Raw genomic sequence first — 18,988 nt, forward strand, 5'->3', positions numbered from 1 at the left:
GTTTACATTCCAAGAAGTTGACTGCGCGCCTGACTGATGGCTTTATGATATACCGTCATTTGCTTAGGGTAGAAACGTGACAGCCATTCATCCATGGACATCTCGTCATTGAAGAACTTCATGGCGAGTTGTCTGGTTATCTCGATGGCATTCTCGCCTTTTTCTCTTCCGTTAAACCAAGCTTTTGTCCAACAACGGATTCCTTGGTTGTCATAGTAAACGGAGGCGGTGCGTTCAACATCGTAGCTTTGTATGTCTATCTTAAGGTCTTTCAAAGGATCGGCGGTCAATCCGTCTTCTGAAGCTTGTGAAAGAAGTTTTTTTTTCATTTTCGTCCCATGTCTCAGGATATATGTTGTGGTTCAGTGCCAGATAGCTGAGAAAATCATGGATAAGGATATCCTGAATTTTCTCGGCTAGGGGAACACTTCTTTCTGATAATCCGAGAGGGTTGGCTACGGATGGTATGCTCTCAAAGAAATAATTCTTGGAGGCTGCCTGGGCAAAGATGTTGCGTAGGGATGCTTCTGCCCTTGGAGGAGGATTGTAAGCCCTGTTCCTTAAGTCGTTCATGTAGCTTGGAAGCCATCTGAGCATGAGCATCAAGATGGAAACATAGTCCTTGTCGAAACTGTTTTTTATGTTTTTTGTTCCCAAGGATTCTTCAGTAGGCTGTTTTTGGATTCCCATGGCGGCGAGTTGCTGGATGTTAGCCCATATCATGGAAAGAAAAACCATCGGGTCAATGTCTTGTCCATTGAATCGTATGCCGACATGAAGGAAATCGCCACTTTTGGCAATTTTATCACCTGCGGAAACGCTTTCACCATATCCTGTATATGCTTCTGCTAGATGCCCATAAGTAACTTCGTACTTCCCATATTTGGCTACGATGTAATTGTCATGAAGCGCATCGTTTCCTGCGCCAACAATCATACCAGAGGCTACTGCGTACAAATCTCTGTTCTTAATGGCGAAGTCAACACCTAGATGGTTAAATTCCTCGCCTGTCATGGGGTGACGCTGTTTGCCATATCCTAGTGTGGTTGGAAGCTCTTCTTTCTCCTCCAAGGCGAATGGCATCATGTAACCACTTCCGGATTCGAGGAGCATATCTTTAAAATTTTCTTTCATCTTATCTGTGATTTTTAATAGGAGATTGCTCTCCTGTATCTAATTATAGTCTTCTCATGCGAACAACAGTGTTCTCTTCTTCAACAGGCATCTCTGCTGTCTGAAGAGGTATTTGTTCGGTAACGTTCGCACGTGATTGCTGTTGTTGCTGATTTTGGTGTTGAGAAGCTGCCTGTTTTCCGTTTATGTTGTGTAAGGTCATTCCTCCCAGCAATAAACTGGCAGCTTTTCCCATCCAACCAAATCTACCGAACATCATATAGGCAGAAAGCAACAAACTGGCAATGTTCATCTTGCTCACGTTTCCACCGGACACTTGGCTTACTGCATTGTTCATGCCGTTCATCAAGGCATTCATTGAACCACCGCCTTGTTGATTGGTCATCTGCATCTGTGCCATAGATGGATAGGATTGCGCTGTTGGATCGTAATAGCCACCGTTGCCATTGGAAACCATACCGTTGCCTGAAAAGAAATTTCCAGCAAACTGCTTTCCGTCTTGGTACAGGCCGATTGCTTCATTGCCTATTCCTACCACCCCGTTTTTAATATTATGGTAGAGCTCCTGCCCCTCGTCGATGGTGGCTCCTCCTGCTCTTTTGACTGAATCATAGGAACCTTCGCCAAAAAGAACGTTGACTGCTTTCTCCGAGATTGACTTTTCGTTTCCGTAAGCATCCTTTTGGTCGCCGAATGCTAATCTTGATGCTGTGTCAACAAGTCCTTTTTCCTTGGAGTCATCCCCCAGTAACTTTTCTTTCGCAAAAGTTAATGCACCTTTGTTGTAACCGAAATAGGGGAGGGACACAGCACCTGCTACAAGGGAGGCCTTAGGATGCTTGGCGACGAACTCTGCTGTTCCTTTTACTGCGTGCGCGCCTGTTTTTACCGCACTCTTCACATAAGGGGCTGCTACCTTTGCTCCTGTAAGAATATGTGGGGCAGCGGTCTTGGCTCCTTTTAAGGCTGTTTCCAACAATGTTTTCCAATTTGCCATAATTTTGTGTTTGAAGATTAATATTCTGGATAATTCATCTCAATGATGGCTCTGACCTTATGGCTCTCTGCCTTTGGTGTTGGCATGATGCCACCATTCACTGCGCTGCATAGCCAGGCTTGTGTGCCTGGGTTCTCCTGTACTTCCGTAGAAGTCCAATACCAACAGTCTGCATCCAAGCTGATAGGTTGTCCTCCGCATCTCTTTATGATGGGATTGATGGTCTTGGCTGCACTTTGCAGCAATCGTTGTTCTGCCACGCTTGGGATGTGGTCGCTTTGCCCATACTCGTGGAAGTTCATCATCCTCATGGCTATCGGAGAGCCATGGCCAGTTTCATTGTCATAGCTTTGATACATGGCAACGGTATTGGAGAAGCCATCGAACTTGGTGATGTCACCGCTCGTTCCGTTCTCCATTCCTATGGAGTCACAGAACATGCCGCTTGTTTCCTCCAGGTTTACCGCCAACACAGGATGATCTTTCGTCTTTTCGGCAAAGACTACTCCCACGGCTTTGCGCTTGCTTTGGTTGAAATAGGTTGCCGTGTCCATGCAGGTATGGTCATCGCAAAGGACATATCCTATATGCAAGTCCGGGTCGTATGGCTCATGATTGTCGCAGGAGGTCATGAAGGATGCCATCATAAGCATCCCCATGACAAAAGTTGTTATCTTTGTTTTCATTTTACACCTTATTATATTATAGGGGAACTTTCACGCCAAAGGATGCTCCTGTTCTGAACGTGTCCTTTCCTCTGATTACTACATCTTCCTTCACTTGGAAGAACAGGCTCCAACCGTTGTAGAGGTTATAGGTATGCTCGTAACCTACATGTCCTGCGGTTATCACTTTGTCCAGGTCGCTGCCACAGCTAACACCTATTCTTACACTTCCGTGGTGGTTTCTGCCTCTTGTAACACATGGCTTGTAGGCTGCACCCACAGTCCATGTGTTATAGTTGTGCCAGAAGGAGTCGCTTGTGACATGTCCTGCCTCCTCGTCTTTCTTGTATTTCAAGTAGGCTGTGGCGAAATATTCCCAGGCGTTGTGATACTCGGTTTCGTGCTCGTAGGCGAGGGTGGCCTCTACTCCTTGCGGATAGCTGCCGCCAACGCCTACCATGATATGGTTGCCGTGACTCTGGGCGAATGCGCTTGCTGTCAGTAGTATGGCGAATATCGTTGAAAGTATTCTTCTCATATCTGTCTTTTTATTGTTCACGTAAAAGAAGGGTGTCGAAGGCATCGGCGGCCAACACATCCTCGTAATCGAGGTTCATGGAGATTGTTCTTCCGGAAATCTGCTTTTCGCTGAGTTCGATGGATAGTACCTTGTCGTTAGGAAAAGTCATTTTCTTCAGAACAATGATGTTTCTGTAGCCTTTCTTGAATCTTACGGAACGATCCAATACCAGGCTGGCTTCAGCTCGATGGTCTGCACATTGGTGGCTTTCTGCTGCTTCTTGTCCTGCAGCTTTACCCTTAGCTCGTCGATATCAAACGGAAGGTTGGTCTTGTTGTCCACGGAGAAGTCTATGAAGAAGTATTCTCCTACCACATAGATGTTGTTCAGACGCATGGTCATCTTGTTCTGGGTGGTGAATGTGCTTCTATATCGGGCAGGGGAGTTCCACACCTTCATGGCGTAACTCACCATGTCCACCGTTGACATGCTTACATCTGGGTTATGGAAGGCATTGCGCTCCACTAGCTCAACTTCCTTGTCAGTCACTGCCTCTTCCAGCTTGCTTGTGTATATCAAGGCATATTGCACTCGATAGCGTTCTGTGATGATGGTGACAACTCCCATCACCTCGCCGTCTTTGTGGTTGCCTGTCTTTGGCTTCAAGCGGATTACATTCTCCAATGGCTTGTCGCCAGCGATGCTGTCTGTGGATATATCTACCAAGCGAATAGGCTCTGATGCCGTGATGATGGATGAAACATTCTCGTTGACAGTGAGCTGCTCCATGTCGTTATATCCTTTCTGAGCGAATGCTCCAAGTGTGGCTCCTAAGCACACCGCAAGGAGTGATAGGAACTTCTTTCTTATTTCTTTCATTTCTATCTGATTAATAATTGTTTCTATTTCTGTTGCTTCTTTCCTTCTGACTGCCGTCAACAAGGTAAACTCGTGTGCCGTACTTCAGGCGGACACGGTTCTTCTTGGCTGCTGTTCCCAAGGCGTTCATCACTCGTTGTGAGGCATTTTGCGCTGCTTGGGTCGCCCATCCCTTGATGCCGCTGCTGCTGGTCGTGGTGTTGTCCATGATGTTGCCGCCTTGCATGGCACTGCTTGCGACTTCCTTGGTGGTTTCCCTGAAACTGCTCAGAGGTACATACAGGCCTTGCATGCCGTCCGTGTCATAGATGGATAGGCTTACCTTGATGATGTCATCTTCATAGAAGATGCTTTCTACCTTTCCTTGGACTCTTTGCTTGCCGAAGCCACTCATGGTGGCATATAGGTAGGTGCCTTTCTTGATGGTCTCGTCGCCTATCTCTATGTCATCCAACAGGCGGAGACGGACCCTGCTGCCGTCAACGGCCTTTACGTTCTCGTCGATGATGGCCATGATGAGCTTGTCTTTTTCCTTGTCCTTGCCTACGGTGTTGAAGTAGTCGGAGACTTCCTTGGTCTTCTTTGTCACCTTTTCTGGTTGCTCTCCATCTTGCTGTACGCCTCCTTGGTACTGATGGTTGCCGTTAGCGGTATTTGGAGCGTTGTAAGAATTGTCGGTGTCATTGTTCATGGCTCCAGGAATACCGCTGTTCGTGGTGTTTCCTGTTGTGGTTGAAGAGGAAAGGGAAGAGGACGAGTTTTCTTCATTGTCTGCCAGATAGTTGTCGCCACCTCCCAGGTTGCGGTTCATTTCTTCCCAGTTGCGTTGGCGACGGCGACGTTGCGCCTTGGCTATCTCGGAGCTGCTTATCGGGTCAACAAAGTCGTCATTGTTGGATTGGCTGCGATTTTGTCTCACTCGCTCTTGCATCTCTTGGAGCTTGCGCTTCTCCTCGGCTTGCTGTTGCTTGACCTTCTTGGCTTCCTCTTCGTTATACTTTGACTCGTAATCCTGTTTCTTGTTTACGGAGTCGTTGTCGTTCTCTACGTTTTGGACTCCCGAAAGGTCGGAAATCTTTCCGTATTCCCTTTGGGTGTTGTCCATTTTGTCGCCTAGGACGCTGTCGGTGTAGGCTTCCGGTAACTCGCTCGACAAATAGTCGGTGGTCTTCAGCTTGCTGTTGCCTGGCCCTGATGTTTCGACGTTGAATGTGTCTATCAAGAAGTAGCCTGTGAACAACAGCGGTATGTATATGATGGCTGGTATCATATACTTGGGCTGCTTGAAGTTGATTTTCTTTATATCCATCTTTATTGTGCTTTGTGTGAATTACGTTGCTCCTGAAGGGCTTTCTCTACTCGCTCCACTGCCGTGTGGCGTTTTTGCTCCTTGCTCGCATTGTAATATCTTATCATGTTGATGACATTCCAGGCGAACAGGGAGATTACCAAGCCGAACACGATGCCCAGAAAGGCCTTTCTGTGGTCGTTTGCCCATTCTTGGATTTTCAAAAACAGAATGTTGAGCTTGGTCTTCTCAGCGAACTTTTGCCCTGCTCTCACCTCTCGCTCGTATTGCTCTCGATACTGGGGATCGTTCTTGTCGGGCATCTTCTCGCCCATGAGTACTTTCTTTATGTCCATTGTTGCTTGATTTAATAGTCTGACTTCTTGGTTTCCTCCAAGTCTTGGTTCTTCAGTGTTCGCCAGTTGGTGATGAGGATTCCGTGAGGGTTGTTCTCTGTTCTCGGCACTCTTCTGAGCTTGCCGGCGGTTACTAACTGACGCATCAGGATGCTTGTCCTTCGCTCGATGCGCTGTCTGCCGTAGTAGGTGAAGGTGAGGGAATCGGTGTTGAGCTTGATGCTGTCACAATAGATACTGCAGATGGTGCTCGTACCTATTATATTATTATAGAAGCCTTTTTCCTTCAGGGCATTGTACTGGGCTAGTCCTGTCTCGTCCACCAGATACATGGCTTTCTTCATGGTGTATTGGATATACTTGTCATCAGGTGCCAACGTGAAGAAGAACTGATGGAACATCTCGATGTCGCTCTTGGCTTCCACATCGAAGGTTTCTTCTTGGGTGGTCTGCTTTACCAAAATAGGAACGGTTCCGTCCAATACGTAAACTTTCTTGTGGGCTTCGTCCACCATGCCCTTGGCGATGATGATGCTGCCTAGGCTCACAATGACGCAGCCTACCAGAAATAGGCTGCTCACTATCATTACGAGCTTGATTTTATTCTCTACATTCTTTAATACTGCCATATTGTTGTATTTTTATCTATTCTTTATATTCTCATCACTGAAGCCGCACTTGCCTTCACAGAGGATGCTACTCCCTCGCCGAAGTTTCGGGTGGAGAATGCGGTGTCGCCCTCTGGTATCATCCACGCTGCCAAGTCTGGAACTAGGTTCAAGCACTTCAAGGCTACTACGGATGCTGCCAACAGGTAGCCGCAGGTCATGAAGGCGTTCTGGATGTAGGCGGCCATGGCTCCCTCGCCTTGGGTGATAGCAGTAAGGTTCTCTACTTGAACACTTAGTACGATGTCGAAAAGTAACAATACATAGAAACCAACGAAGTATAACATCGCTCCGTAGAAGTGTACCGTGAGATACCTCGTTATCCACTTAGCCCAGGCTCCTTCCCATTTTGGTAGGACGCTGAATGCCCATTGAATCGGTCCGAATATCGTGAGCATTCCTAACAGTATCTGCTGACAGAAAATCGTGCTCCACCAACCAATTCGGTAGATGACCAAGGCAAAGAACATGACAACTTTGTCCAGACCTATCATTAAACCTGCAAAGGTGGACTTTGTTTCTGCGCTTTTTGCTTTTGAAAGTCCTTCTGAAACACTTTTAGTTCCTGTTGCTTCAGTTTGAACATCTGATGTTTGCACATTTTGTAATTCCCCAGCGGCACTTTTAATAGGGGAGGATATTGAATCACAAAGCTTATCTCTTTTCTGTATAAGAGGCATAAGTTCATTGTATTTATCACTTACTTGTGTAGCTTCGGCTTCATATAAGTCATGTGTGTAGCTGCCTATGCAATTAGGAATGTAAGCCAAAGCGTCAAGGATGCAAGCGTTGCTGGCACCTTTGAATCCACTCATACTTGGTGGGTACCAAAAGCACATCACGATAGCAATGCCTAACACCTTCATTATCTTGAAGACATCTATAGGCTCATTCTTCACCATCATCTTGTAGGCCATGCCTCCAGCCACGATGATAGAGAACAATGCTCCCAAAGCCATGCTCATCTGCAAAATCCACCAAAAAGGACCTTGCGAACCGATAAAATCGCTGTTGCATAAAAACTCGTTTGTTTGAAAAACGACATTATCTATGTCTTCTTCAAACAAATCAACACCTATGGTTTGCGAAAGATCGCTAACCATGTCTTTTATTCCATCCATCGTATCATTACTGGATGAAGCTTCTAAGAATAATGTACTAAATGCCATTTTTATATCAATTTTAAAATTTTCGCACAAAAGTAATGGAAAAACATAAAAATGGCCGCATAAATACGATATACCTTTTTATTTAACATATTCTTTTTCTAAGGTGTATCGTGTAAACTGTTATAAATGAGGCTGCTCGCCCCCTTTAACCCCTCGGTGTTAATGCAAGGGTATAGATTATTGAGGTGAATATACAACAAAGCCCCTTGCTAACGCAAGAGGCTTATGATTATTTGAATAAAGAATCAAGATTTTTATCCTTTTCAGTTTTGTTGAGTAGTTCTGATTTTGCAGTTTCCAAATTAAGAGCATCGATTAAACTCTGTATTTGTTGTTCGCTGTTGAAATTAAAACAAACTTGCGACACAGAAAAAGTTTCTTTGATAGGATAGGATGTAAGCATTCCTTCGTTGTAACCTTTGGTTCTTATAAAAGGAATTCCATTCCACCCCATAAAAACATTACACTCTCCTTTTTCATCTACATTAAACATGGCATGTACTTCATGTATAGCTGCGATTTTCATGTCTTGATAGTATTCAAAACCGTTTTTAGTAGCTTGAAGAAATAATGCAGGATTGTTTTTGTAATAACCGATTTCCTTGGAATATTTCTTCACACCATTTTCCTTTGCTATAGATGACCACTCTATATATTTTTCTTTTATAAATTTTAATTCATTAATAAAGTCAGTCAAACAATTAGGTCTATTTTTTGTTTCTAATCCAGCCTTAATTTTTACTCCTTTATCGAAGCAGGAAAGAGTTAGATTAAGTCCAGAAAAACTGCCATCATTTATAAATAAAGTAGTGAGGCACGTATCTGGATGGTTGTTGTATCCTTTCATATAAAATTTACGTGTTACCGTCCCAGTCTGTGCCATCACATTTAGCATTCCTATCAAACTAAGGAATACTACTGCTATTGTTTTCTTTGCTTTGCTATAATTGTTGTAATTTTTGTTGCTCATATCATTTACTCTTTGGTTTGACATTATTGCCGTTTTACCTATTTTTGGCTGTAAAGATACAGCTTTTTCTTGAATTGAGCAACATTATTAACTAAAAGTTTAGTTTTCACATATATTTTATTGTACTTTTGAGTAAAACGACTGATTTATATCCTTATTTTTCTGTTTCTTTATTGTTTTATTGCATTATTGGCTTATTTCTTTGTTGCTATATTTCTTTATTTTCTTATATAATTATATTTTTATATGGTTATATAATTATGCGAATATAGGTGTATTTGTTTGCTTATTTGGAGAAACCATCCACGGCCATGGCGTTCTGCCATCTTCGCATGGCATTGTTTGCTATCACCGTATTGCTTGATTGCCTGTCTATTTTCGTTGCTTTCTGCTGGGCTTGTTTGACAGTCTTTAGACTTTTCCAATATCTTAGTTGCCCTGTGAGGGAGAGGTTGCGCTTCACTATGTCTTGGTAGATGGCCAAATATTCCTTCTTTCGACTGCCTAGGTCTAGATAGGACTTCCTGATGAGCTTGATGGCACAGTCGAGACTGTTGTAGATGTCTTTCCAGTTCTTGAAGTCATCGCTGCTGCCTCCATAGCTTACTATCTTGTTGATGTTGCTTTCGAAGGTGTTCATCTTACTCTCTATCTTTCCCTTTTCCATCATCCAGGCGACATCGCCTGCGCCTGGTGTTCTTGTAGCGATGTTGGTGGCTTCTACCTTCTCTCTCTTTACCAAGTCGGAATCCACTTTCTCCGCCAAAGGAACTTCCTTGTTGGTCAATACTTGATTTTCCAAGCGAAAACTCAACTTGTTGGTGGCTGCTGCTGTTTTTTGGTAACTCTTGTGCATAAGTTGATAGTATTCTCTTGGTTTAAGACTGCCAGCACCAGTTTCCATTACTGTAAACTGATTCATGATGTCATCTTCATGAATATAGGTAACCTCGGCTCCTTGCGCTCTTGATGTCGTGGAGATGAATAACATTGCCACTAATGAAAATAAAATTCTTATATGTTTCATTGATTATTGCTTAATATAATTATATTTTTATATACTTATATGTTTGTTTCTTTATTGTTTTATATAAGCCTATACTTATATATGCCTTTTATCCATTGGAACTAAATGTCTTCTCTTGACCTGCCTCCAAGGATGCCGCCTCCTCCCAATGCCTTATGTTTCTCGGTGGAAGGGTTTTGAAGGTTGTTGTAGGCAATATACTGGGATTTCTTCCATGTGTCGTATGCCTCCAACGCCATCTCCCTGATGGTCTTGGCTCTGAATATCTCTTTCTTCCAGAACCCCAGGCGAATGGTCATATAGCTCCAAAGGGTTAGGTAGGCGTTCCTGACAGATGCGTCAATGGCATCCATGTTCTCATTGATACATTGCAAGCAGAGCATCATGGATTCTGTCTTGCACTCTGCCGTTCCTGTGAGGTAGGCTGACAAATCTATATAGGATTTATAGATGCTGGAAGCGGAACTTTTTATATCCTCTATGGTTTGCTTGCTTGTTGTATAGATGATGGTGTCCGATGACCATATCTTGCCCTTCAAGAGTATCTTTTCCTCATACTCGTTCAGAAGCTGTAGGTAGCTCTTGATGTTGCTACTGCAGCTTTGATAGGTTCTTACTCCATGAAAAGCCGTGGCTGTTCCATTCAAAATGAGGTCGATGATGTCAAAGCAGCGTTTGTATTTATCAAGCCTCTTGCTGGATTCCTGATATCCCTCGATGCTTTTCTGCGAGCCTTCATGTGCCTGTTCTACTCCTAGCTCAGCTATCATTCTTATATCCAAGGCTGTTCTTACAGTCTTGTGGTTGGAAATCATCGCTTCTATGGATGGCATGTCGTTGATGCCAAACTGGGCGTGGCTTTTTGTTGGAAGCCATGCCAGTAATGCCACTATTATATAATAGGTATAGTACCTATGGTTCTTTTTTCTCATACCGTTCGTTTTTAATTGTTACTTTTTATTTTTTCAATGAGCATATCTGGGGATAGTATGTCTAACTTGGAAAAGGCAAACCACTTTTTACCTAAGTCTTTGATGGAGGCTCCAATGTGATATACATCATCGTCTATACAAAGGAAGCGGTCATGTGATAAACGGAATGTCTCAACATCAATCGGTGCATATTGAGCATTATGACGGTCTATGTCGAGTTGGAACTGACGGTTTATCTGCTGAGTGTAGATAACCGCAGACACGTTATTATCTCTTTTATCGAGCAATGTCAGTACAGTCTCGTCAACATAGTTGTCGATAAGGACAATACGCTTCTTCGCACTCTTAATCAAGTCGGACACGAAAGTATAGGCATCATAAACTTGCCCATTGTAGAACACACCTTGCTTCGGCTTTGCATTGCCCTCGTCCAATCTGCGGAATACTTCGTCTATGCGCTTGTCTGTTTCTTGCTGATGTTGCTGCATTTCCAGTTGATGGTACTCCATTGTTGAAAGACGTTGGAAAACTTCTGCATTTGTCACCATGAAACGTCTCATTGCAACAAATGCATCCATAATACGTATGCTTACACGAATTGCGGTTTCACTTCTAAGAACAGTGGAGAGCATAGCCACTCCCTGCTCCGTGAAAGCATATGAACGAACTGTTGAGTGCTTCAAAATATTGAACCGGTCGCAATTTGCGACCAGTTCAGCCATTTCCTCCTTAGTTAGTTGAAAACGGAAACGCTCAGGGAAACGTTCTATATTACGTTTTACAGCCTCGTTTAATCTTTTAGTTTCCACTCCATAAAGTTCAGCCAAGTCTCTGTCTATCATAATCTGCTTTCCACGAATAGACATTATTCGACTTTCTACAGGAGTGGTAACTACGACTTCATCATTTTGTAACTGGTCACAATTTGCGACCAGTTCTCCTTTATCTTGATGTTCTATATTATCTGCCATATTGCTATCTTTATTTTTAAGATCACAAATTGTGACCTTAAACGTTTTTGTCAGACTTTTGTGTGGATGGGGTATTCTCTTTCTTTTCCTCTACTCCTGCCTGTTTCTTCATTGCCGCCATACTTGCATCTTCCCATCTTGTAAGTGCATACTCGGCGATGGCTCCTCTGGATGCCCTGCTCACTACATCGAATATCTTGTGCTTCAGGAAGTCGAGGATGGTTTCTCTGTCTTGCATCACTTTCTCCAAGATGACAAGCTGTGAGTAGATGGAAGTGAGCTGGTAGTCAACTTCTCTTGCTACATCCAGGCGGTCGCTAGCCCATAGCAGATGGATGCCGTCTTCGTCTTCGTCATCATCAGCTTTTGAGGCATAGTTGTACTTGATGTTGATGCTGCAGTTGAGCATGTCTGCCATCAATTCCTTCAGCTTGGCATTCACCTCGTCGGCTCTTTCTTTCTCGCTCTTGCTCATGTCTAGCTTGATGACTGCCACGACATTGTCGCTGGAATACTCGCTTGTGAGCTTGAAATCCACGGACAATATGGCTCGATGGATTCTGATTCCAAGGAAATACTTTGGTTTCTGTTGCAAGGTGAGGGTGGCTGTATAGGTCACCGTTGACTTCACCGACGGACAATAACCATGTCTTACAAAGATATATTGGCTGCTGCCTTCCACCCAGTTGCCATCGTCTGTCCATTGTAGCTGGTACATGCCTTCCAATTCCTTCATGTTGGATGGTATCCTGTAGGGACCGTCCAAGTTGTCGGCAAGGTCTTCGTAATACTCGTTTACATTGTTGTTCAACTCGTTGAGGAATTTCTGTGTATTGTTGAGCTGTTGCTTCAAGCTTGCCGTCTCATTGGTGATGGAATCATATTGGCTGCGCAAGCTCTTCACCTTGTCCTGGTTGCCCAACGACTGGGCTTGCTGAATTTGCTTTATTAGCTCTTGCTGCTTCTTGTCGTTGCTGGAAATCTGTTGCTTCAAGGTGGAAATCTGTGCCTCATACTCCTTTTGCTTGGTGAGAAGGTCATCCACATTGTTATTTTCTGAGTCCGGGGTGCTGCGCATGGCAAACTCCTTTGACTTCTCATTGAGGGAACTGCCTTGCTTGCCGTTCTCCTTCCAGTTGAAGCTGCCTTCTCCTAGGGATGCTCCTCCGTCACAGGTGGCTGTGAAACTTACGGAGTTGCAGCCTTCCATCTTCTTCTCATCGGCCATGGCATAGTATCTTGGTGGGTCGGAGCACAGCTTATAGGAGAGGGTGCTGCCTTCCTTGTCGGCCTCTTGGTCTTGGTAGTATTTCAAGCGAGATTCCATCTTCTTCTTGAAGATTTCCAGGTTCATGGTCTGGGAATCAAAGATTTCCTCATACACCTCATCCTTGATGTTCCAAGTGTCCGTAACTGTCATATATACGCAGAAATGCTTACCTCTTTCGTGCTTGGAATGCGAAAAGGTTCCTCCGCTCTTGTCCCAGATGTAATTATAGGAAACGGTCTGATAGCTGAGGGTTATGGTATGTCCTGGATTCTTTTTCTCGTAATCAGCTTTTTTAGTCGCATTCCATCCTGTCTCACTCTCGGCTGCGCTCTTTAACTGATTGTATTCCGAGGTGGTGAGGGTTGGATAGGGTGGGGCTGTCTTCTTTTGGGAATTGCATTTGAAGAGCCATCCTGCCCAATTGTCATTGTTGTTGGTGCTTGTCGGGTGTGACGGTTGATAGGTAGCAAGCACTTTTGAACCACTGTTCACTTGCGCAATATACCATCTTTGAGTGTAATATTGTCCCTGCATCTCCTTGATGTAGTTGCTGATATAGCCGGTGATGTTGTAGTCGTCAACCTTGAAAAGTCTGGCCACGCCGTCGGCATCGGCGGTCTGGATTACTTGCATCAGGATGTTCTCCACGTTTCCTGCTTCCTTGTATTTGTCGTATTGCTCCTTGAAGTTCTTGTAGAGGTCTGCAATCTCCTTGGGCTTCATATGGAAAATCTTGCCTATCTTGCTTCCTTCTTGCAAGTTGCTGTCGATGGTGTTTCCACCAATGGAGGCCAAGAGGCTACCAAGGTTCTTGAAGTCTTCCTGTATGTCCTCTTTCGTGAGTCCGTCGCCAAAGTCTCCAAGTTTGTCCAACAGGTCGCCCCAGTTAGTATTTGCACCCATCTGCGCTAGGTCGAATATCTTTCGCAGATCATCGTTGATGAGGAGAAACGTCACATCCTTGAAACTAAGCTTGCCATTGGTGCAAACTAGCTCGAACTGCTTGCAAAGCTGTTCCACGTTCTCGGTGGTCTTGAACAGGTAAGGCCCCCAGTAGATGGCATTTTGGGGTTGCTTCACCATCTTGGAGGCTACGGTTATCAACTTTGGCATGATACCGTTCTTCACAAGGTTGAGGATGCGCTTGTAATAGTAGTTTTCCTCAGACGCAAAAAGGCCGGGGTTACGCATGGCATCCCTGTCCTTCTTCTTGGATAGTAAAATTCCCGCAGTGGCTACGGTGGCACTCTTGTAATGGTCAACGATCTTTTGCAGGTTGCTGGTGTTCATCGCCTCCATCTCTGCCTCCGAAGCGTAAGCTGCGGTCATGGCTGCAGCCGTCACCTTGTCAACGTTCACCGCATGATAGGACAGGGCGAACATCGGCAAGGTGGCTAGCAACAGCATAGTTATTATGGCACTTAATCTACGCATGGTTTTCATTGCTTGTTCTTGTAGTAAAACACTTTCTTTTCCTTCAGTACTTTCTGGGAGAACTCCAGGCTCTTCTTGATGCCGCTGTTGTGCCAGTCGCTCACGAACTGCTCGATGGCATGTTGGTAGTCGGTGGCCATGAGCTTCTTGTAGAGCTTCAAGGCTTCCTTCTCGGCTTTCTCCGTGGTATAGGCCATGTAGCACTCCGGTGGCTCCTCCACTCCAAGAACCTCGCCGTTCTGCCCTCTCTTCAGGAATACTTCCTTGAATGGGCTTCTGCCTTCCTTGTTGTCCAGACGGTTGATGGTGAAGATTTTCTTGCAGTCGTTGTCGGTGAGGGCGAGGGTGGCCTTGATGTCATCGAACTTGTCCTTGAACTTGCTTTGGTCTAGCAACATGAACACGTCGGAGTTGTTGATGATGGCTTCCTTCACGATAGGGGAGGAGGTGATATCTTGTATCTCCTGTGTCACAACACCAACCATCGCCCAGTGCTTTCTGGCGGTTTTGTAGAGGTATTTTATATAGTTGGCCATCACTGGGGTGGCGATGGCTTTCCATGCTTCCTCGATGACCAGGCATTTTCTGCCTTTCTTGATTCTCATCTTCTGGGTGAACACATCCATGATGATGAGCACGATGATAGGGAAGAGAACTGGATCGTCCTTCACCTTGTCTATCTCGAAAACGATGAACTTCTCATCAAACAGGCTGCTGTCCAAGTCGTTGTTCAGGATATACTCTTGCTCTCCTCCCTTGTAGAAAGGTTTGAGGATGGCGGCGAAGTCATTGATGTTGAACTCGATATGTTGTTGGTGCAGTATCTGAGGAATGCGCTCCAAGGCAAACTCATAGTAGGTGTTGAAGGAGAGTTCCTTTACTTTCAGCTTTTTCTTCTGTCTCTCTATCTTTTCCAGCTTGCGCTCGATGCGCATGAGATAGTTGTTTTCTATCACCTCTGGGGTGAGAAGCATCAGTTTCTTCTTGGCATTCTCTTTTTCACCTTCGGTGGATGCAGCGTCATCGATGACTGCTTGCAACTTCCCCTTCAGGCGTTGCTGTCTGGTGAGGTCTTTGCCATCTTTTGCCTCTGCCGTGGCTGATTCAAAGTCGAAGTCCTCTCCATATTTCTCTTCCAATTCTTGCTCATACTCCTCATACTTGCCGTTGGTCTTGTCTTGGAGAAGGAGGGTGTCCTTCATCTTCTGCCGCTCTTCGTCGGTAAAGCCTTCGAACGGATTGAAGTAGGCTTCGAAATACTCCACGATGGTTTGGTTGATGATGGTGTCCTCTATCTTGGACGGCATCTCCGCTCCCTTGAATATCTGGAAGATGAGACTCTTCAGGAAGTTCTTCTTCTCGCCAAAGTTCTGGTCATACTCCAGCTTGGTAATCTTGAAAGGGTTCATGGAGATTGGCTTTTCCTTGCTATAGGAAATATAGGTGCCCTCGAAGTAACTGCACAAGCCTTCGTAACTATCTCCTGTATCTACTATCACGATGTCCGTGTCTTGCTCGTAATACTGGCGCATCACGGTGTTCATGTGGAAGCTCTTGCCACTTCCCGAAGGACCTAGGACGAAGAAGTTACTGTTGTTGGTGTATTTCACCTTTCCTTCCTTACCTGTCGTGTCTATTGGCATTGGCACTCCTTGGCGGTCGGTATAGTAACACTTCAAGGGGGAGTTGTCGCCCTTCGCCTGGTGTTCCTTGTACATCAGGCACAAGGCGGCCTCCGAGATGGTGAGGAACTGGTCGTAGTCTTGGTTGAGACGGAAACAGTTGCCAGGGAAGCTCGCCACAAACAGCTCCAGCTGGTTGTAGGCTCTCTTGGAGATATGGATGCTATACTTGGCAAAGATGTTCTCTAGGTTGTTGGTGACTTTCTGGAAGTCCTTGTCTGCCTCTATCTTTATCACCAGGTTGTAGTGTGCATATACGAGTTGCTTGCCATTTCTTGCCACCTCGTCTTGAACTGCCTTTATGTCCTCTACGGCTATCAGGTTGGATGGGTTTGGAATGGAAGCGTGACGGTTCTTCTTTTTGTCTAGCTTTGCCATCTCCCTCTTTTGGTTCGGGAAGAAGATGACTTGGTTGTAAATGACAGTATCTACACCTGGGATATGGTCTAGCTCCGACAGCAAGTCCTCTGGCATCACCGAGTTGTTCACCACGGTGTCGCTGTAGGGGCGTATCATGCCTGGCAAACCTACGTTGTCAACATCCAGCAGGCTATATACTTTTACATGTTGGTCGCCCATGCCGATTTCTTCACTGTCAACCTTGAAGTCGGTCATGCCTGTGGTAGGATTCTTGAAGTCAACGGCAAAGAAGCGGTCGGCAAACTCCTGACACTCCCTTGCGCCAAGGAAGCGGCATGTGATTCCACCACTCTTCAATCGGTCGGCTACTTTTTGTATCTTTACGTTGAAATCTCTCCACTTGTTGTTGTCGTAGGCTTTCAGTCCGCCGCTCTTGCCCTTCTGGGTAATGGTGAGATAGGTGGTTGCCTCTGTGTAGCTTCTTCCGTTGAAAAAGCGGAAGTAGGCATCTGAGAGGAAACGCTTCTTGGCATCCTTGTTCTTGCCCTTGATGCTGCTCATGTCGAACTGCTTGCGCACAAAGATGTCTTGCTTGTGGATGGCATAGCCATCTCCAAGCACTTGCATCACTGACGCCATGAGTGATGTGAACTCGTAATAGCTATCGGTGTCGGCGGAATATTTCCTTACTGGATTCTCCATCTTCAGAACGGCGGAGTAGTCGCCTTTCTTGGTATATACCACGCCGATGCCATCCACTTCCTCTATGCTGAAATAAATATCCTCGAAGATCTTGGCTCTCTTTCCTCCAGTGCCGAACGCACCTACGGAAATAGCCATACCTACGAGGATGGAAATGAAAACGACCGAAACGAAAAGTAAAATCATATCTATGAATTTATTAAATGATAAACTTGCTCATCTTTTCTGATGTTCCGCAAGATGGGCAAGGATGAAAACACCCACAGGGGAGTGCTTGGAATGCAAGCCCTTGTGCTGCTTGATGAATATCATCGCTCCTCCAAAGCCTACGATGGATGTAATCAAGACAAGGCCTACTAGAAAACCGAAGGCAACGTAACCGATGAGAAAACTTAAAATGCCTCCTCCAACGGTTCCTGCAGCCCAATATATGTACCTACCCCTTAAACCCATAAATTCAAGGGGCTTTTGGAGTCCCTTGAATACTGGATAGTCAGGATATTGCTCTTGACTCTCATTTGCCATAATTTATTGATGACGATTAGTTGGTTACACCAAAGAACAATGGCAATGCCTGGGCAGCTGCCACAAGGAAGATACATGCGCCCACGGTCATCATAATCTTCTTCTTGATGTCGTTCTCCTCATTGTTCATGGCAATGTAGATGGAGATGGCTCCAACCACGGCAACGACACCTGCAATGGCATAGCAGAGCTTCACCACTACTGGAACATACTTGGCAATCTCGGTGGTCACCGTTCCCAAGGCTGTTGTTCCTGCCGAATAGTCACCAGCGGTGTTCTGGGCAAACATTCCCAGGGTAAAGACAAAGAGGAGAGTGAACACCATGGCTACTCTTGGGTTGCCAACTAGAGCCTTTGTGCCCTTGGTTGCAGAGCACACAAAGTCCTTTGCGCTTACTGCGTTTTTAAAAATGCTAATTTTCATAAATACTTTTTTTGTTTTGATTGTTATTATCTATAATTTAATTTAACCAAAGTTGAACCCGAAGAATGCTGGCATCACGATGGTTGCACCTATCATGAAGAGGCAACTGCCTACAAGCACCATCACACTCTTGGTGAAGCCTTCCTCTCCTGCTTGCAACTTGATGTAGATGCTGGTAGCACTGTAGATGGACAGGACGGCTGCAATGGCATATAGTAGCTGAACAGTCAAACTGCACATGGCAACGACATATACTACCATGTCATAGAGCTTTCCTGAGCTTCCGCTGTAATCGGTTGTGCCACAGGATGCGGAGGCCGTAAGGCATATTGCCATGAATAGAAAGGCTAGAAATACCTTTTCTTCATTATCTTTCTCATATGCTCATCCTTTCTGCCATATCATCGCCTTCGGCAACCAACAAGGCTAGGCGTTTGTCGTCATAGTCTGCGGCTGCTATCTCATCCTCGCTCTCGGCAACTACCTTCACCATCTCAGCCTTGGCTGCCACAGCCTTGGCATATAGCTCGGAGTCTTCCGTTGCCATAATCTTGGAGGCTATGTCCTCGCCGCTTTCCTCTGGCGAGATGGAAGGCTCTTGGACGGTGGCTTCCGATGGGGTGGTTTCTTGTTTTGCCGAAGAGGTGTCTGGCAAGGCTTCCTTTTCCTTGATGAAGGTTGGTTCCTCGACAAACGCTTCTTGTGAGGAATTGCCAACGGCAAACACCTCTACGTCTTTCTTTTTCTTACCTTTGTCGCCTACAGTGTCCATGGCCATTATAACGGCATAATAGACGATATAGACAAATGTCAATATTGCTGCGAATATCCAAAATGCTCCCATTGTCTTGATTTTGTTTTGTTAAAAATTCGGGTGCAAAGGAACTACTTTTTTGCAATATAGGGGCGAAAATCACGATATACCTTTTTATTTAACATATTCTTTTTCTAATAACTCTCTTTCTCTTTGCTGATAATCAATAAGTTATAGCTAGCTTGTATTTTTCTTGTATCT

Annotated in this window: 18 protein-coding genes and 2 pseudogenes; all 20 read right to left on the bottom strand. The window is 45.0% G+C overall.

Going from position 1 to position 18,988, the window contains the following annotated elements; translation table 11 throughout:
- Positions 1-2: 2 nt before the first annotated feature.
- A complete protein-coding gene (locus DW830_RS07655) occupies positions 3-275 on the bottom strand; it encodes a hypothetical protein (protein ID WP_233544428.1) in 273 nt (90 codons plus the stop codon).
- Entirely contained in the window at positions 262-1,134 is an 873-nt protein-coding gene (locus DW830_RS07660; RefSeq protein ID WP_119249470.1) for a M23 family metallopeptidase, read from the bottom strand. The genes DW830_RS07655 and DW830_RS07660 overlap by 14 nt, the downstream gene beginning before the upstream one ends.
- 43 nt (positions 1,135-1,177) lie before the next feature.
- Positions 1,178-2,131 (bottom strand): hypothetical protein, encoded by a 954-nt coding sequence (locus tag DW830_RS07665; RefSeq protein ID WP_119249471.1) that lies wholly within the window; start codon positions 2,129-2,131, stop codon positions 1,178-1,180.
- A 17-nt stretch (positions 2,132-2,148) separates the two neighbouring features.
- Positions 2,149-2,817: a DUF1566 domain-containing protein gene (locus DW830_RS07670; protein WP_147487236.1), complete on the bottom strand. Its 669-nt coding sequence runs from the start codon at positions 2,815-2,817 to the stop codon at positions 2,149-2,151.
- A 16-nt stretch (positions 2,818-2,833) separates the two neighbouring features.
- Positions 2,834-3,334: a hypothetical protein gene (locus tag DW830_RS07675; protein ID WP_118312258.1), complete on the bottom strand. Its 501-nt coding sequence runs from the start codon at positions 3,332-3,334 to the stop codon at positions 2,834-2,836.
- A 10-nt stretch (positions 3,335-3,344) separates the two neighbouring features.
- Positions 3,345-4,195, bottom strand: a pseudogene (gene traN / locus DW830_RS07680) (conjugative transposon protein TraN).
- Positions 4,196-4,205: 10 nt separating this feature from the next.
- Positions 4,206-5,504 (bottom strand): conjugative transposon protein TraM, encoded by a 1,299-nt coding sequence (gene traM, locus DW830_RS07685; RefSeq protein ID WP_119249473.1) that lies wholly within the window; start codon positions 5,502-5,504, stop codon positions 4,206-4,208.
- Between the two features lie 2 nt (positions 5,505-5,506).
- Positions 5,507-5,839: a hypothetical protein gene (locus DW830_RS07690; RefSeq protein ID WP_117586836.1), complete on the bottom strand. Its 333-nt coding sequence runs from the start codon at positions 5,837-5,839 to the stop codon at positions 5,507-5,509.
- An 11-nt stretch (positions 5,840-5,850) separates the two neighbouring features.
- Positions 5,851-6,468 carry a conjugative transposon protein TraK gene (gene traK, locus DW830_RS07695; protein ID WP_117586837.1) on the bottom strand — a complete coding sequence of 206 codons (618 nt, stop codon included), beginning with the start codon at positions 6,466-6,468 and terminating at the stop codon, positions 5,851-5,853.
- Between the two features lie 23 nt (positions 6,469-6,491).
- Positions 6,492-7,610: a hypothetical protein gene (locus DW830_RS07700; protein ID WP_118312266.1), complete on the bottom strand. Its 1,119-nt coding sequence runs from the start codon at positions 7,608-7,610 to the stop codon at positions 6,492-6,494.
- Positions 7,611-7,905: 295 nt separating this feature from the next.
- The gene (locus DW830_RS07705; protein WP_147487237.1) at positions 7,906-8,646 is read right to left on the bottom strand and encodes a hypothetical protein; all 741 of its coding nucleotides are present in this window, start codon (positions 8,644-8,646) and stop codon (positions 7,906-7,908) included.
- A gap of 286 nt (positions 8,647-8,932) precedes the next feature.
- Positions 8,933-9,637, bottom strand: a complete 705-nt coding sequence (locus DW830_RS07710) for a DUF5045 domain-containing protein (RefSeq protein WP_117587977.1) — start codon at positions 9,635-9,637, stop codon at positions 8,933-8,935.
- A 137-nt stretch (positions 9,638-9,774) separates the two neighbouring features.
- Positions 9,775-10,605: a hypothetical protein gene (locus tag DW830_RS07715; protein WP_119249475.1), complete on the bottom strand. Its 831-nt coding sequence runs from the start codon at positions 10,603-10,605 to the stop codon at positions 9,775-9,777.
- Between the two features lie 11 nt (positions 10,606-10,616).
- The gene (locus tag DW830_RS07720) at positions 10,617-11,576 is read right to left on the bottom strand and encodes an ORF6N domain-containing protein (RefSeq protein ID WP_119249476.1); all 960 of its coding nucleotides are present in this window, start codon (positions 11,574-11,576) and stop codon (positions 10,617-10,619) included.
- Positions 11,577-11,613: 37 nt separating this feature from the next.
- Positions 11,614-14,280 (bottom strand): PspA/IM30 family protein, encoded by a 2,667-nt coding sequence (locus tag DW830_RS07725; RefSeq protein ID WP_119249482.1) that lies wholly within the window; start codon positions 14,278-14,280, stop codon positions 11,614-11,616.
- A gap of 5 nt (positions 14,281-14,285) precedes the next feature.
- A complete protein-coding gene (locus tag DW830_RS07730; RefSeq protein WP_119249477.1) occupies positions 14,286-17,210 on the bottom strand; it encodes a TraG family conjugative transposon ATPase in 2,925 nt (974 codons plus the stop codon).
- Positions 17,211-17,240: 30 nt separating this feature from the next.
- On the bottom strand, positions 17,241-17,549 hold the full coding sequence (locus DW830_RS07735) for a DUF4133 domain-containing protein (RefSeq protein ID WP_118255879.1): 309 nt from the start codon (positions 17,547-17,549) through the stop codon (positions 17,241-17,243).
- Between the two features lie 16 nt (positions 17,550-17,565).
- Entirely contained in the window at positions 17,566-17,874 is a 309-nt protein-coding gene (locus DW830_RS07740) for a DUF4134 domain-containing protein (protein ID WP_117588093.1), read from the bottom strand.
- A gap of 141 nt (positions 17,875-18,015) precedes the next feature.
- Positions 18,016-18,315, bottom strand: a pseudogene (locus DW830_RS07745) (DUF4134 family protein); the annotation flags it as partial.
- A gap of 34 nt (positions 18,316-18,349) precedes the next feature.
- Positions 18,350-18,817, bottom strand: a complete 468-nt coding sequence (locus DW830_RS07750) for a hypothetical protein (protein ID WP_118312265.1) — start codon at positions 18,815-18,817, stop codon at positions 18,350-18,352.
- Positions 18,818-18,988 lie beyond the last annotated feature (171 nt).

The sequence above is a fragment of the Prevotella sp. AM34-19LB genome, from assembly GCF_003468525.1.
GTDB lineage: Bacteria > Bacteroidota > Bacteroidia > Bacteroidales > Bacteroidaceae > Prevotella.